Below are 15,574 nucleotides of genomic sequence, written 5' to 3' on the forward strand. Positions count from 1 at the left end.
CACCAGCCGGCCGAGCGCAGCGACATCCACCATGGGCATGAGCACCTCCGCTTGTTTACGGACAGTATGCGCCGATCACACAGCGAAACCACGCCAATGATCGAGGAGGCTCCGGCGGTCGGTGTCAGCCCGCCGGCAGTACCGCTGGGTCCGGTCGACCGTCCACCAGGATCGCCGAGCCCCCCTCACACGCAGGAAGCGGATTGCCGACGGAGGCGGGCCTCCACCGCCGGCCTTGACTCGGCGACCGCCGCGCGGTCCGAACGGGCCAGGCGGTTCCACGAGCGTTTCCGGCGCCTTGTCAGCCGTTCCCCCGGGATGTCGGGGAATTCGACGAAAGCCTCACCCGTTCGGCTTGCTTCCTTGACTGCCGGGCGAGGCATGACCGGGGCGCCTGCCACCGCCGAGTCTCGGCACCGCCCATCCTGGCCGCTACCGGATACGCGTCCGGTAAGCCTCCCGCGTCCGAACGGAGTTCCCGTTGAGTTACCTTCAGTTCCCGCGCCTCCACTTCTCAGGAAGGTTCGTTTTCGACCCTTCCACCGTCAACAACGATCCACGGCACTTCGACAACGACACGTTCCAACCTCGATTCCACAGACGCAGTGGTTCCACGAAGGACGGCTGGTGGAATCCACGGGGAAGCGCCTCGTTCCGCCTGCGCGACTGCAGGGTGACCAGCATCGTGGGGGCGGATGGCCGCCTGGTGACGTCCGGTGCGATCGAGCCCGTCGTCGGCGGCTCCCTGGTGGACGACGGCGATCGCGTCAGCGCGAAGATCCAGGACCTGGACCCGGTGCAGCAGGGTGTTTCCCAGATCTGGGGTCTGCGGCTTCGGTTGTTCGACAGCGGGCGGCGGCAGCTGCTGTACGGGGATTTCCGCCATGCCTCGTTCGTCGACCTGTGGGCGCGCTGCCCCCGGGCCGCAGGCCTGGACCGGTACTCCGCCGCCTACCAGTCCGTCATCAGGCTCAGCCCCGACCAGACGGACACGGGGTCGTCGCCGTTCCTGAAGGAGCTGGTGGAGAGCACGGCCGATGACGAGTTGTCCATCAGGTTCATGCTCGACGGTTACGAAGCCGACTGGCGCTCGCCGCGGTTCGCCACGGGCCGCATCGTGGGCTCCATCGGGCCGACCGCGTCCGGAGAGCCCCGGCACTTCACCGCGGCGCGCCGACTGCGCAGCCCCGCCGGGGGTGGACCCTTCATGGACGCGCCGTGCCGCATCGACGGGCAGGACCGGCTGCACATCGATCTGGGCAACAGCGTCCCCACCGGTACCCCCGGCGGCCCTCCCCTCGACAGCATCGGCCTCCTTCAGGTGGTGGCCCTGCCGAAGGGAGACGGTGAACCGGATGTGCTGGCTCAGCTCGGCCCCCTCGACGACGGGTTCCTCACCGAGCGCGCGGGCATCGCCACCATCCAACTCGGGCAGGACAAGGCGGTGTTCTCGGACCGTCGGCTCGCCCTGACGGCTCTCGACGGCACCGTGCTGCTGGAGGAGAACGGCGACGCCAGTTTCGCCCGCGCCGACGACGTCGTCTTCCACGTCTACCCCCCGGTGCAGGAGGGGGAGGGACCGACCACCACCGTCCACGCCACCCGGTTCGGCGAGCCGGCCGCCAACGTCAAGATCGTTTTCGGCAACGCCGCCATGGAAGACGCCAAGCGGCATTCCGACGACGAGTCGCTGGTCGCACCGCCGATCCCGATGGGCGAGCGAGGCGGGCTCCAGCCGATCCGGCCCGTGACCACCGATCAGCGGGGGCAGGCCACGGTCCGACTGGCGGCGACCGACCCGGGCAACCCGCGCGGTTACATCGACGGACAGGTCTACAACGTCGATTACGGCCCGGAGCACTCCAGCGGCAGCGGGACCGCGATGTACCAGGAGGACCAGCTCAACGTGCTGGTCTGGGACGAGTACAAGGAGCCGGCCGACATCGCCTGGATCCCCGACGTCAAACCGATCCTCCAGCAGTACGCCAACCTGTACCCGGTGATGCGGGACGTACTCGACCTGGCGAACTACCACGACGTCATCAAGTACAAGCACCGCCTGGAGCACGTCCTCGCCGAGCCCATGGATTCACCGAGCCACATGCCGGTCACCCGCGACCTGTCGCCGGGAAAGCGGGACGCCATCGTGAGGTGGCTGCGCCAGGAGCGGCCCCCCTTCCTGGCGCTCCGGAACGTCGACGACCTGCGCCACGCACTCCAGCTCGCCCTCGAGCTCGAGCACTCCACCGTTCCGGCGTACCTGTACGCGCTGTTCTCCCTCAAGCCCGGCAGCAACCGCGAGGTGGCCGAGATCATCCGGGGCGTGGTGGTGCAGGAGATGCTGCACATGACCCTGGTGGCCAACATCCTGACCGCGTTGGGCGGGAAGCCCCGGATCGGTCGGCCGGGATTCGTGCCGACGTACCCGAACCACTTGCCCGCCGGGGTACTGCCCGACCTCGTCGTCTCGCTGCGCCGGTGTTCGATCCAGCAGATCCGCGACGTGTTCATGGGGATCGAGAGGCCCGAGCGACCTCTCACCAAGGCGAGGACGCCCTATCCGGAGCCGGTCGTCCCCGAGCGGATCGAACTCAACGAGCTGGGCGAGGTCACGTCCTACCACTACGAGTTGCCCCAGAACAACACGGTCAAGACGGCCCAGGCCATTTCGGCGCAGGATCTGGACACCCATCTGTTCTCCCCGCTGAGGACCTTCTTCGAGGAGGCGGAGTTCGAGGAGTTCACCATCGGGTGGCTCTACACGCAGATGGCCAGGAAGATCAGCGAGATGGGGGACGGCGTCTTCACAGGAAGAGAAAGGCCCCAGGTGCTGAACTGGCCCGGCGAGGCGCCGGGGAACCTCCACAGGGTGTACGACGTCGCCACCGCCCACGCCGCGATCTACGAGATCATCTATCAGGGCGAAGGCACCATCGGGAACCCCGAGTACCAGGGGCGGCCCTCCCACTACTACCGGTTCCAGCAGATCGTCAGAGGCAGACGCCTGATCCAGAAGGACGGCGCATGGGTGTTCGAGGGCGAGGAGATCCCCTTCGACCCGGACGGCGTGTACCCGGTGATGGACGACCCCGATACGTCCGCGATTCCGCAGGACTCCCCCGGCCGGCTCGCGTCCGAGCTGTGCGACCGGACGTACGGCGATCTCCTCGGGGCCCTGGAGCGGGTCTTCGACGGGCACCCCGAGCACCTACAGGACGCGGTCTCGCTGATGTACTCCGTGGAGGTCCGCGCCAAGGAGCTGTTCCGCCACCCGTCCGCTCCCGGCGCCGACACCGTCCTGGGACCGAGCTTCCAGGTCTGACGCGACGCCAGGCGACCACCACCTCCACGACCGCCACTCGCGCAGGTGCGTCCAGGGCCCGGCCGGAGCACTGCCCGGCCGGGCCCTGACTCCTGTCGTTGCCCCAGGGCGAGGGAACCCGTGGGCCCGCCGTCCCGGCGACGGGCTCCCGGCGGGGCGGGCACGCGCTACCCGAGGCCCGCCAGCCGCAGGAGCAGCGGCTTCACTTCGGTGGCCCCGACCCGACCGCAGACGGCCCCGGAAGCCGAGCACACGATGACCGGCCCGTCGTCGGGGTCCTCGGGCAGGCGGCCGTGGCTGCCGCGGACGGGCGACGGGTCGAGTGGCACGACCGCCATGCGGTAGCGCATGCCGAGCTTCTTGCGGGCGAGCGCCCACATCGCCCTGGCTCTCACCCAGGGATCGAGGGGGTCCAGGAACAGCTCGGCGGGGTCGTAGCCGGGCTTGCGGTGGATCTCCACCGTCCGGGCGAAGTCCGGGGCGGCCGCGTCGTCCAGCCAGTAGTAGTACGTGAACCAGGCGCCGGGCTCGGCCACGGCGACCAGGTCACCCGAGCGCGGGTGGTCCAGGCCGTGGTCCTTCTTGCCCCGGTCGTCGAGGATTCGTTCCACGCCGTCGAGGGCCAGGAGCGCCCCGCGGGCAGCCTCCAGGTCCTCCGGACAGCGCACGTAGACGTGCGCCACCTGGTGGTCGGCCACCGCGAAGGCGCGTGAGGCCGCGGGGTCGAGATACTCCATGCCCTCCTGGGTGTGCACCTCGAGCAGTCCGGCGCGGCGCAGGGCCCGGTTGATGTCGACCGGGCGGCTCACACGGGTGATGCCGTACTCGGACAGGACGACGACGGTGCGGCCCTCGGCCTCGGCGTCGTCGACGAGCGGGGTGATCACGGAGTCGAGTTCGGCGGCGGCCCGCTGGGAGCGCGGGTCGTCGGGGCCGTACCGTTGCAGGTCGTAGTCGAGGTGCGGCAGGTAGGACAGGACGAGGTCCGGAGCGCTGGAGCGCATGATGTGGCGGGTGGCCTCGGCGATCCAGCGACTCGAGTCGATGCCCGCGCCCGGTCCCCAGAAGCGGAACAAGGGGAAGGTGCCGAGCGCCCGGGTGAGCTCGTCGTGGAGCCGGGGCGGGCGGGTGTAGCAGTCGGGCTCCTTGCGGCCGTCGGCGCGGTAGACGGGGCGGGGGGTGACGGTGATGTCGGTCTCCGCGCCCATCGCGTACCACCAGCAGACGTTGGCGACGGTGTAGCCGGGGTGGGCGCGCCGGGCCGCGTCCCACAGTTTGTCGCCGCGGACCAGTCCGTTGTGCTGGCGCCACAGGAGCACCTCGCCGAGTTCGCGGAAGTACCAGCCGTTGCCCACGGCGCCGTGTTCCGCCGGGAGCGCGCCGGTGAGGAACGTGGACTGTGCCGCACAGGTCACGGCGGGCAGCACCGTCCCCAGGTGCGCCCATGAACCGGACCGGGCCAGCGTCGCGAGGCGGGGCATGCGGTCGAGCAGGCGCGGGGTCAGGGCCGCGACGTCGAGGACGAGGAGGGGCCGTGGCGGGCGGTGACTCGTCACGGCAGCTCCTTGAGGCCCAGGTCGACGAGGAGGTCGCGGGCGAGGGCCAGTTCGGCGGCGATGCCGTCGGCGAGCCGGCCGGGGCCGCCGGGGCGCAGCTCCGCGGGGAGGACCTGCCAGGTGTAGGTCTCGACCTCGAGGTGGTGGCTCAGCGGCGCCGGGCCGCCGACGAGGTGTTCCAGGGTGTCCCGGAGCACGTCGGTGGTGGAGGTGAGCGGAGGGGAGGGCGGCGCGTGCAGGGGAACGTGGAAGTGCGCACGCCACGGCGACTCGTCCGGCAGGACGCCGCCGGCCAGCGCCTGCGCGAGGTCGTCGGTGCCGAGCAGGCCGGCGACGGTCCGGGTGCGGGTCTGGTGCAGGAAGCGGGGCTCGGCGAATGCCGCGAGGGCCTCGCGTACTTCGGGCAGACCGGGGTGCTCGGCGTGCAGCGCGGCGGAGAGCTGGACCTTGGGCACGGGGATCCGGGCGGCCTGGAGGGCGTCGAGCGCGGTGCGCGGGTCCTCGAAGCAGGTGGCGAGGTGGCATGTGTCCAGGCAGACGCCGATGCGGTCGCCGGGGACGGTGGTGAGCTGGGAGATGGCTTCGGCGGTGGTCTCGATCACGCAGCCGGGCTCCGGCTCCAGGCCCACGCGGACGCGGCGGCCGGTCTCCGCCTCGAGGATGGCGAGCCGTTCCGCGAGCGCGGCCAAGGCGGCACGGGCGGCCTGCGCCCGGGCTGCGTCGAAGGGGGTGCGCCAGGCGACGGGGAGAGTCGAGACGGTGCCCTCCGCGGCGTCGTCCGGCATCAGTGTGGTGAGGAGCCTGGCCAGGTCGGCGGTGTGGGCCAGACGCCTGGGGTCGGTCCAGTCGGGCCGGTAGACGCGGTACTTGACCTCGGCGGCGCCGAATCCTTCATAGGGGAAGCCGTTGAGGGTGACGACCTCGAGGCCGCGCCGGTCGAGTTCGGAGCGCAGTCGGCGCAGGGCGGCGGGGTCCGCGGTCAGGGTGCGGACCGCGTCCCTGGAGAGCCACAGGCCGACGCCGAGCCGGTCCCGCCCGAGCAGCCGTCGCACCGGCTCGCAGTGGTCGCGGAGTTGGGCGAGCACCCCGTCGAGGGTCTCGGCCGGGTGGACGTTCGTGCAGTAAGCGAGGTGGACGACGTCGCCGTTGGGGTGGCGGAAGCGCACGGGGGCGCCTACTGCTCGCCGCGCAGGACGGAGTTGCCCTCGTAGGGGGCGTCCGGTCTGCCGCGGTCGAGGCTCAGTCGTCCGCTCAGTCCGTAGAACGCCACGGGGTTGCGCCACAGCACCTGGTCGGCCTCGTCCTCGCCGAACCCGGCCCTCAGCATGGCATCGCCGACCTTGCGGGTCGTGAGGGGGTCGCTTCTACCCCAGTCCGCGGCGGAGTTGACCACGACGCGTTCGGTCCCGAAGTCCTTGAGGACGGCGACCATGCGGTCCACGTCCATCTTGGTGTCCGGGTAGACGGAGAAGCCGAGCCAGGCACCGCTGTCCTTGGCCTCCTTGGCCGTGGTCTCGTTGAGGTGGTCGAGCAGCACCCGCTCCGGAGGGAGGGCCGACTCGCGCACGACGTCGATGGTGCGGCGCAGGCCGTTGAGCTTGTCCCGGTGCGGGGTGTGGACGAGGGCGGGAAGCCCGTGGTCGTGGGCGAGCTGGAGCTGGGCGGCGAACGCGGTGTCCTCGGCGGGGGTCTGGGAGTCGTAGCCGATCTCGCCGACGGCGACGACGTGGTCCTTGACGAGGTAGTGCGACAGTTCGTCGATGACGGGCACGCACCGCGGGTCGTTGGCCTCCTTGGGGTTGAGGGCGATCGCGCAGTGGTGGGTGATGCCGTACTGGGCGGCGCGGTAGGGCTCCCAGCCGAGCAGCGCGTCGAAGTAGTCGAGGAAGCTGGCGGGCGAGGTCCGCGGCTGGCCCAGCCAGAACGAGGGCTCGACGACGGCCCGCACGCCCGCCGCGCGCATGGCCTCGTAGTCGTCGGTCGTTCGGGAGGTCATGTGGACATGCGGGTCGAAGATGCGCATCAGGGTTCCTCCGCCTCTGCGGTCAGGGCTTGGACGAGGTACAGGTCGACGGGTACGGGGCGGCCTGCGGCTGTGCTTTCGCCGGTGTGGTCGGCGAGCATGCGGGCGAGTTCGGCGTCGCCGCGGGCCCGCCCGGCCAGGCCGGCGACCGCGGCCACGGGGACCCCGGTGCACAGGCACTTGAGGACCGCGTGCCGCCAGGCGTGCGGGGCGAGGTGTTCGGCGGCGTACGGGCCGACCGCAGCGGCGATCAGGCGGGTGTCGCTCGTTCGCAACGCGTCCTCGACGAGCGGCAGCCCTTCCGCGGGGGCGAGCTCCAGGCCGGGCAGGGCGAGCAGCACGGCGCGGCGTTCGTCGGCGGTGCCCCGGTGGTAGAGCCGCGCCGCGGTGACGGCGCCGGCGCCCGCGGTGTGCAGCAGCAGGACGCGCGCCGTGTCGGCTGCGGCCTCGGAACCGCAGCGGCGGCCGGCCTCGGCGAAGCGCGACTCCCAGGCCGGCGGGCCCCGCCGCTCTCCGGCCGGGGCCGCGGGTGCGGCCGCCTCGGCAAGGGCCGCGCCGAGCCAGACCCGGGCGGCGGGCGGCAGCCGCTCGTCGAGGGCTGTGAACGGCTCGTCCGCTGCCGCTCTCGTGATGGCCGGCGGGGTGGTCACCATGTGCCTCCGTTCCGCAGGAAGCGCAGGGAGCGCTCGGCAAGGTCCGGGCCCCTGTGCGAGTGCCGGGGCAGTTCGACGACGGTCAGGCCCCGGTAGCCCACGGTGCTCAGGGCGTCGAGGACGGGCGGGAAGTCGATCTCGCCTTCGCCGAAGGGCAGGTGCTCATGGACCGCGCGGCGCATGTCCTCGATCTGGACGTGCCGCAGCCAGGGCGCGGCGGCTCGCACGCAGTCGGCGGGCAGCTCGGGCTCGAGGCACTGGCAGTGCCCGATGTCCAGGGTGAGGCCGAGGACATCCGGGTCGCCGAGGTCCGCGCGCAGGCGGTCGAAGTCGGCGAGGGTGCCGAGGAGGTGGCCGGGCTCGGGCTCGACGGCGAGGGGCAGCCCTTCGCGTTCCGCCGCGGCGAGCACCGGTTCGAGCGCTTGGCCGAGCCGCTTCCACGAGGTGCCGTCATCCGCTCCGTCCGGCACGGTGCCGCTGAAGCAGTGCACGGCGTGCGCCCCGAGTTCGGCGGCGATGTGGACGGCGGTCACCAGCAGCCGGGCCCTGGTGGCGCGTGCTTCGGGGTCGGGGTCGATCAGGGAGGGTCCGTGCTTGCGCCGGGGGTCGAGGATGTAGCGTGCGCCGGTCTCGACGGTCACGCCCAGGCCGAGCCGCGCGAGGCGCCGCGCCACCTGCCGGGCGCGGGCGAGCGCGTCGGGAGCTGCCGGGTCGAGGTGCATGTGGTCGAGGGTCAGCCCGACCCCGTCGTAGCCCAGGTCGGCGAGGAGTGCGAGGGCGTCGTCGAGCCTGAGGTCGGTCAGGCCGTTGGTGCCGTAGCCGAGTCGCAGGCTCATGTCGGACTGACCCTCCGTGAGAGCCTGCGCGCGGCCGGCGCCAGGGTGATGATGGCCGCCGCGGCACCGACCGAGCCGTCCCGCGCCGCCAGTGCGGCCTGCAGCGGAACCATCGCCCGGATCCCGCCGCCGACGGCCCGCCGGGTGAGGGCGGGCGAGGGGTCGAGCACTGCACGGATCAACGGCCCCGCGACCGTGGCCGCGAACCCGGCCGCGCACCAGGCTGCGAACCCGGCTGCGAACCCGGCGCGGGTGAGGCCCTCGGGGGCACGGCTCCGGCTCCGCCCGAGCCCGCGCCGACGGCTCGTCACGATCCCCACCGCTGCCGTCGTGCCGAGCGCGGCGAGGGGGGCGGTCCGCGAGCCTCCCAGCGCCTCGTGGCGGGAGACCATCGTGACGGCGAAGGTGTGCGCTCCCAGGGCGGCCGCCGGACCAAGCGCCGCCCGCGTTCCTGAGCGGGACGTGGCCGCGGCGCCCAGGAGCAGGTCCAGGCAGCGGGCCGCCGTCATGACGGCCGGGCCGGCCTTGGTCCGCTTCAGGCCCAGGTCGTACGCCCACGCCGTGGCCGCGAGGACCGCCGCGGTCCGCGCGGCTTCGCGGCCCGCCCGGCGAGCCAGCGCCAGGCCGGCCGCTGTCAGGCCGGCCGAGGCCGCGAGCGCGGTGCCCGGCCTGATCCGACCGGAGGGGATCGGGCGGTGCGGTCGGCAGGTCGCGTCCTCGTTCTGGTCCGCCCAGTCGTTGAGGGCCATCCCTGCCGCGTACAGGCACAGTGAGGCGCCCATCGCGAGCCCGGTGCCGCGGGTCGGCCGCTCCCCGGTGGCCGCCGCCCCGGCGAGCGCATCACCCGGAACCGTGACCAGGGCGGAGACTCTCAGGAGTTCTGCCCAGGCACGCAGCCGGGACGCAGGCCGCGCGGCGGTTCCCCGGCCGTCGCCCGGCATCACTGCGGCTTCCGCAGGCGCTCGGCGAAGCCCAGCAGGGCCGTGTACTGGTCGGCCAGCGCCGAGGAGCCGCCGTCGGGGTCCTTGAAGTAGAAGCCCAGCTCCGGGCGTGGGCCCGTGATCCCCGCCTCGTGGGCGCGGGCAAGCAGCCGCGCCAGGTCGAGGACCAGGGGTGCGGCCAGCGCCGAGTCGCAGCCCTGCCAGATCGTCTGCAGGAACATCCGCGCACCGAGGAAACCGTCGAAGGCGACGTGGTCCCAGGCGGTCTTCCAGTCCCCCAGCACCGGCACGTCGTCGATGTGCACCTTTCCTTCGGGCAGCGAACCGAGGGTGTCGTGCAGCGTCCGGTTCTTGCCGGCGTTCTTGGCGGCGGCAGCCCCGGGGTCCGCCAGCGCGGCGCCGTCCCCTCCGCCGAGCAGGTTCGTTCCGGACCAGGCGCGCACCTCCAGTGCACGCTGCCGGAACATGGGCCCGAGCACGGCCCGCAGCAGGGTCTGCCCGGTCTTGCCGTCCCGGCCCGCGTGGGGCACCGCCGCGTCGCGGGCCGCCGCGCGCAGCGCCGTGTGACGCAGGCCCGGGGACGGCGTGAAGTTGACATAGGGGCATCCGGCGCGCAGCGCGGCCGCCGCGTACAACGAGCTGGGGGGCAGACGGGCGTCGCCCTCGGCGGGCGCTGGCTCCGTGGTGGCGACGTTGACCACGACCGTGCGCGCCGCACCGCGGCGGCTCGCGAAGCCGGCGATGTCGGCCGCGAAGCCCGCGATCAGCTCCTCGTCGCCTCGGGGGTCCGCGGGCAGCGGTCCGCCGATCCGTATCTCCGCGTCAGCGGCGTCGAGTTCGGCGCACACCGCTGACGGCAGCCCGTGCGGCAGCACTCCCGCAGCGGCCAGCGACTCCGCCTTCTTGGACAGCGGGTAGCCCGCCGTGTCGTGCCCTCCGAAGACGAACGAGGACAGCGGGGGCAGCCCGCTCCCCTCGAACGGCGGGGTCTCGGTCACCATGCCGGTCGGCGGCAGCAGTCCGGCGGTGACGGCGGCGCACCCCGCGACTGCCGTGACGGCGACGGAGCCCCGGGCCCCGACGAACCACACTCCGGTCGGGGATCCGGCCTCGGGCCCGGACCCGTTGGCGTGAAGGGACACAGGGTGCCTCCCAAAGCCGCCGACTCTCGACGGTCTGTAATCCTGATATCACGGAATAAGATCCCATCGCATGTCTTATGTCCCTCTTGTGCCAGTGCCGTGCCCCGTGGCCGCGCGCCCCTCTCCGCCCTGCCGCCGCGGAGGGAAACGGTCGGCCGTCCGCTCGGGCTCCGCCCCTCGTCCGGGGTGCCGGACCACTCCGGACGGCCCAAGCCGACAGGGCGGCGGCGGCTGTACCGACGATCCTGCTGTGTGAGGTGCCAGCTCACAGCCGCTCGCGGCAGAGGAGGATCCCGATGAGCAGTGCGGACGTGCCGGCGGAGGATGCCGAGCGGTCGAGCACGGACCGGGCGGCGGACACCGCGCGGGCGGCGACCGGATCGCAGAAGATCACCTGGCTCACGCTGGCGCTGATGACCACCAGCTCCGTCGCGAGCCTGCGGGCCTCGCCCACCATGGCCGTCTACGGCCTCGCGTGCGTGTTCCTCTACCTGCTGCCGGCCGTCGTGTTCCTCATCCCCACGGCCCTGGTGTCGGCGGAGCTGGCGTCCGGTTGGAGCGGCGGGGTCTACAACTGGGTGGCGCAGGGGCTGTCGAAACCGCTGGGGTTCCTGGCCGTGTGGTGCCAGTTCGCGATGACGATCTTCTACTACCCGAGCCTGCTCGCCTACGTCGCCAGCACGATCGCCTACGTCGTCAACCCCGGCCTGGCCAGCAACGGCGTCTACACGGCGATCGTGATCGTGGTGGTCTACTGGACCGGCGTGTGGGTGTCCTCCCGCGGCACCAACGCGGTCGCGGGGCTCGCCTCCTGGGGGCTGATCATCGGCACGCTGATCCCCGGTGCGCTGCTGGTCGTCCTGGGCTTCGTCTTCCTCGGACAGGGCAACCCGTCCGCCGCGCCGATGGACGCCTCGCACTTCTTCCCCCAGTGGACCGGCATCGCCAGCCTGGTGCTGATCGTCAACAACTTCCTCAGCTACTCCGGCATGGAGATGAACGCCGTCCACGTGAACAAACTGCGCGACCCGGCCAGGGAGTTCCCCAGGTCGATGTTCCTGGCCATGGGCATGGTGCTGCTGATCTTCATCCTGCCCGCCCTCGCCATCAGCTGGGTCATCCCCGCCGACCAGCTCAGCCTCACCGCCGGCGTCATGCAGGCCTTCGACGCCTTCTTCCAGTACTTCCACATCGGCTGGCTGGTGCCGATCATCGCGGTCGGACTGTGCGCCGCCTCCGTCGGCGGCATGCTCACCTGGCTCGCCGGCCCCTCCAAGGGCCTGCTGCTGATCTCCCGCCAGGAGGGCTACCTGCCGCCCTTCCTGCAGAAGCTGAACGCCCACGGCATCCAGCAGAACATCCTCGTCACCCAGGGCCTCGTCACCACCCTGATCGCCCTGCTGTACGCCCTGATCCCCGACGTCTCCAGCGTCTACTGGATCTTCTCGGTGATCACCACCCAGGTCTACCTGATCGTGTACCTGCTGATGTTCGTCGCCGCGATCCAGCTGCGCCGCAGACAGCCCGACCATCCCCGCGGCTACCGCGCCCCGGCGCTGACCACGCTCTGCGTCGTCGGGCTCGTCGCCTCGGCACTGGCCATGGCGATCGGCTTCGTGCCCTCCTCGCAGTTCGGCGGGAGCAGCGCCTGGACCTACGTCGCCATCGTCGGCGGCGGTCTGCTGCTGCTCGGCCTGGTCATCCCGCTGGCCTTCCTCAAGGCCCGCAAACCCGGGTGGCGCCGGCCGGACGCCGCCGACGCCCAGGCGGAAGGGAGCGCCGCATGAGCCGCACCCTGATGGGATCGCAGCACCGCTGGATCTACGTCGGTGCGATCGTGGTGCTGGTCGGCCTGGTGGTCACCGCGCTGCTCACCTTCACCCAGCAGAAGGCCACCAACGAGGCCCACCGGAAGGCGAACCAGCTGAACGAGGCCCTCGTCGCCCGGGGATTCGCCTCACGCGACGCCGGCAACATCGCCGACACCCTCGGCACCGACGGCGGCGCGGTCTGCAAGGACCCCGTCTCGGCGCTGAAGCAGGGCCTGTGGCTCGTCCAGCTGGCCAACGGTGCGGGCGGACCGGGCATGCGCCCGGTCATCGTCGACAAGAAGGTCCTGGAGGCGGGCGCCGAGGTGGTCAAGGTGTACTGCCCGGAGAAGCTGGACGAGTACCAGCGCAAGATCAACGACCTCAAGACCTCGGATGTGATCAATGACTGAGGCCTCGCCCGAGAGCGCCCCGACCGACGACCTCGCCGCCCGGGTGGCCGCCCTGATGCCCCGGGCGAAGGCCGACCTCGCCGAGCTGGTCTCCATCCCCTCGGTCGCCGACCCCCGCCAGTTCCCGCCCGAGCAGTGCCTGCGCGCCGCCGAGTGGGTCGCCGCCGCCTTCACCGGGGTGGGCCTGCGGGACGTCCGGCTCGCGCGGACCCCGGACGGCAGCCACGCGGTGCTCGGCCACCGGCCGGCCCCGCCCGGCGCCCCCACCGTCCTGCTCTACAGTCACTACGACGTGCAGCCTCCCCTCGACGACGCCGCCTGGCAGTCACCACCCTTCGAGCTCACCGAGCGCGACGGCCGCTGGTACGGGCGCGGCGCCGCCGACTGCAAGGGCAACATCGTCATGCACCTCACCGCGCTGCGCGCACTGGGCACTGACGTCCCGGTGGGCCTCAAGCTCGTCGTGGAGGGCTCCGAGGAACAGGGCACCGGCGGGCTGGAGGCCTACGTCCCCGACCACGCCGACGAGTTGCGGGCCGACGCGCTGCTCATCTGCGACACCGGCAACGCGGCGGTGGGCGTCCCCACCGCGACGACCGCGCTGCGCGGCCTGGCCAACGTCGTCGTGACCGTCTCCACGCTGACCGGGGACGTGCACTCGGGCATGTTCGGCGGCCCCGCCCCCGACGCCCTGGCCGCGTTGATCCGGATGCTGGACACGCTGCGCGACACCGACGGCAGCACCCGCGTCAACGGCCTGGACGGGGCCGGAACCTGGCCGGGGATCGGCTACGACGAGCAGCGGTTCCGAACGGACGCCGGAGTGCTGGACGGGGTCGAACTGCTCGGATCCGGCAGCGTCGCGGACCGGCTGTGGGCACGCCCGGCCGTCACCGTCCTCGGCATCGACTGCCCGCCGGTGGTGGGCTCCGCCGCCGCCGTCCCCGCCCGGGCGCGGGCCCGGGTCAGCCTGCGCGTGCCGCCCGGCACGGACTCCGCCGCCGCGGCCGACGCCCTGACCGCCCACCTCAGAGCCGCGGCGCCGTGGGGCGCCAGGGTCGAGGTGGAACGGGAGAGCACCGGCTCGGCGTTCCGCGCCGCCACCGACGGCCCCGCGTACGCCACGCTCGACCGGGCGATGCGGGAGGCCTACGGCGAACCGGTCTCCTTCCTCGGCCAGGGCGGCTCGATCCCGCTGTGCAACGTCCTCGCCGGCACCTTCCCCGACGCCGAGCTGATCCTCATGGGCGTCGAGGAGCCCCGCTGCCTGATCCACGCGCCGAACGAGAGCGTCGAACCGTCGGAGATCGAGCGGATGGCCCACGTCGAGGCGCTCTTCCTGCGCCACTACGGCCGCGCAATCGCGCGTGGTGACACCGCGTAGGCAGCCGTCGGGCCCGCGGAGGGGCAGCCCTGGCCGGCCGCTCGGCACCGTGCCTACGGTGGAGGTACCAGGGCCTGCCCGTGCGTCGCGTTCCGCCCGGCGCGGGCCGGGACCGCGGCTCGCGTTCACCGGGGAGGGGCGGGCTTCGCCCGGGTGAGGCCAGACGTCCACAGGTGAGGACATCCCATGGAACTCGTCTCGACCGTGCGCGCGGGCGGATGGCTCCCGTCCGACCAGCGCTTCCTGCGGGACTGGCTGGACGACCTGATCGAGTCCGTCAAGGTCAGGGGCCGGTTGGGCAGGACGGAGCCGCTGAAGCCGTCCGTCGCCAGGCTCCAGGACCTGATCGACAGCGATCCGAAGACCTACATGCTCTTCGACGACATGCTGAGGCAGCTGTCCCACCGGGAGACGCCGACCGGATACCCCCAGGTCACGTCGGTCGACCAGCTGCTCCGGCTGTTCGACGCGGCCATCCGGAGCGCACCGCGTTTCAACACCTCCGGCCTCGTCGGCTTCCCGATCAACGCGATCCTGAACTGGGCGATGGGCACCCAGGCCGGCTTCGCCGCCTTCCTCGACGACAAGGTCAACGAGCGCCTTCACGACATGCTGAACGAGTGGGGCGCGTACCTGAAGAGCCCGGAGTCGACGTACGTGCTCGACCGCGACGACCCCACCGGCTGGTTCGGGGAAAGGGCGCTGGAGGCCATGCCGAAGTTCGTGGAGACCTACCGGTGCGACCCCGACGACCAGTACTACGGATTCACGTCGTGGGACGACTTCTTCACCAGGAGGCTCAGGCCCGGCGTACGGCCGATCGCCACCGGCAACGACGTCGCCAACGCGTGCGAGTCCGTCCCCTACCGGCTGGCCAGGAGCGTCCGGCAGCGCGACACGTTCTGGCTGAAGGGCCAGCCGTACGCCCTCGCCTACCTGCTCGACTCCGCCCACAAGGGCCCGGAGGAACCGGAACCCGAGGAGTTCGTCAACGGCACCGTCTACCAGGCCTTCCTCAGCGCCCTCAACTACCACCGTTGGCACAGCCCCGTCGACGGCACGATCGTCGCCGTCCGCAACATCCCCGGCACGTACTACTCCCAGACACCCGCGGCGCTGTGCGACGTCGCCGCCCCCGACCTCTCCCAGGGGTACATCGCCCACCTGGCCGCCCGCGCCGTGGTCTACCTCCGGGCCGAGGAACCGGCGGTCGGGCTGATGGCCTTCGTCGCCATCGGCATGGCCGAGGTCTCCTCCTGCGACGTGACCGTGAGTGTCGGCCAGGAGGTCGAGCGGGGCGACGAGATCGGCACCTTCCACTACGGCGGCTCCACCCACTGCCTGGTCTTCCGCCCGGGGCCGGACCTCGACTTCGTCCCCACGAAGTTCCCCGGCGACTCCAACCTCGACGTCAACCTCCCGGTCGCCCACCTGAAGACGTGAGCCGCCCGGAGCGCGGCGACCGGATCCACCGCGCTCCCCGCCCCGTCCCCACC

12 protein-coding genes are annotated in these 15,574 nt (G+C 72.0%); 5 read left to right on the forward strand and 7 right to left on the reverse strand.

Features of this window, described 5'->3' with window-relative positions; translation table 11 throughout:
• The first annotated feature begins 673 nt into the window (after positions 1-673).
• On the forward strand, positions 674-3,322 hold the full coding sequence (locus ABZ449_RS15285; protein WP_360345625.1) for a ferritin-like protein: 2,649 nt from the start codon (positions 674-676) through the stop codon (positions 3,320-3,322).
• A 167-nt stretch (positions 3,323-3,489) separates the two neighbouring features.
• Here the strand turns inward: ABZ449_RS15285 and ABZ449_RS15290 are convergent, their stop codons facing one another.
• The 7 genes from ABZ449_RS15290 to ABZ449_RS15320 are packed head-to-tail and all read right to left on the reverse strand — an operon-like array spanning position 3,490 to position 10,473.
• The gene (locus tag ABZ449_RS15290) at positions 3,490-4,878 is read right to left on the reverse strand and encodes a nucleotide pyrophosphatase/phosphodiesterase family protein (RefSeq protein ID WP_360345627.1); all 1,389 of its coding nucleotides are present in this window, start codon (positions 4,876-4,878) and stop codon (positions 3,490-3,492) included.
• Positions 4,875-6,044, reverse strand: coding sequence for a metabolite traffic protein EboE (gene eboE, locus ABZ449_RS15295; protein ID WP_360345629.1), 1,170 nt, complete (start codon positions 6,042-6,044; stop codon positions 4,875-4,877). The genes ABZ449_RS15290 and eboE overlap by 4 nt, the downstream gene beginning before the upstream one ends.
• 8 nt (positions 6,045-6,052) lie before the next feature.
• Positions 6,053-6,901: a TatD family hydrolase gene (locus ABZ449_RS15300; protein WP_360345631.1), complete on the reverse strand. Its 849-nt coding sequence runs from the start codon at positions 6,899-6,901 to the stop codon at positions 6,053-6,055.
• On the reverse strand, positions 6,901-7,554 hold the full coding sequence (locus ABZ449_RS15305; protein WP_360345633.1) for an EboA domain-containing protein: 654 nt from the start codon (positions 7,552-7,554) through the stop codon (positions 6,901-6,903). Before ABZ449_RS15305 ends, ABZ449_RS15300 begins: the two co-directional genes overlap by 1 nt.
• Positions 7,548-8,390 (reverse strand): sugar phosphate isomerase/epimerase family protein, encoded by an 843-nt coding sequence (locus tag ABZ449_RS15310; protein ID WP_360345635.1) that lies wholly within the window; start codon positions 8,388-8,390, stop codon positions 7,548-7,550. The genes ABZ449_RS15305 and ABZ449_RS15310 overlap by 7 nt, the downstream gene beginning before the upstream one ends.
• Positions 8,387-9,331: an SCO3242 family prenyltransferase gene (locus ABZ449_RS15315; RefSeq protein ID WP_360345637.1), complete on the reverse strand. Its 945-nt coding sequence runs from the start codon at positions 9,329-9,331 to the stop codon at positions 8,387-8,389. Before ABZ449_RS15315 ends, ABZ449_RS15310 begins: the two co-directional genes overlap by 4 nt.
• Positions 9,331-10,473, reverse strand: coding sequence for an inositol-3-phosphate synthase (locus ABZ449_RS15320; RefSeq protein ID WP_360345639.1), 1,143 nt, complete (start codon positions 10,471-10,473; stop codon positions 9,331-9,333). The genes ABZ449_RS15315 and ABZ449_RS15320 overlap by 1 nt, the downstream gene beginning before the upstream one ends.
• A gap of 296 nt (positions 10,474-10,769) precedes the next feature.
• Between ABZ449_RS15320 and ABZ449_RS15325 the strand changes: the two genes are divergently transcribed.
• From ABZ449_RS15325 to ABZ449_RS15340, 4 genes are all read left to right on the forward strand, one after another.
• Positions 10,770-12,260 carry an APC family permease gene (locus ABZ449_RS15325; protein ID WP_360345641.1) on the forward strand — a complete coding sequence of 497 codons (1,491 nt, stop codon included), beginning with the start codon at positions 10,770-10,772 and terminating at the stop codon, positions 12,258-12,260.
• The gene (locus ABZ449_RS15330; protein ID WP_360345643.1) at positions 12,257-12,694 is read left to right on the forward strand and encodes a hypothetical protein; all 438 of its coding nucleotides are present in this window, start codon (positions 12,257-12,259) and stop codon (positions 12,692-12,694) included. The genes ABZ449_RS15325 and ABZ449_RS15330 overlap by 4 nt, the downstream gene beginning before the upstream one ends.
• Positions 12,687-14,078 carry a dipeptidase gene (locus ABZ449_RS15335; protein ID WP_360345645.1) on the forward strand — a complete coding sequence of 464 codons (1,392 nt, stop codon included), beginning with the start codon at positions 12,687-12,689 and terminating at the stop codon, positions 14,076-14,078. Before ABZ449_RS15330 ends, ABZ449_RS15335 begins: the two co-directional genes overlap by 8 nt.
• A 186-nt stretch (positions 14,079-14,264) precedes the next feature.
• On the forward strand, positions 14,265-15,521 hold the full coding sequence (locus ABZ449_RS15340; protein ID WP_360345647.1) for a phosphatidylserine decarboxylase family protein: 1,257 nt from the start codon (positions 14,265-14,267) through the stop codon (positions 15,519-15,521).
• The last annotated feature ends 53 nt before the right edge of the window (positions 15,522-15,574 follow it).

The organism is Kitasatospora sp. NPDC005856 (assembly GCF_040629945.1).
GTDB lineage: Bacteria > Actinomycetota > Actinomycetes > Streptomycetales > Streptomycetaceae > Kitasatospora.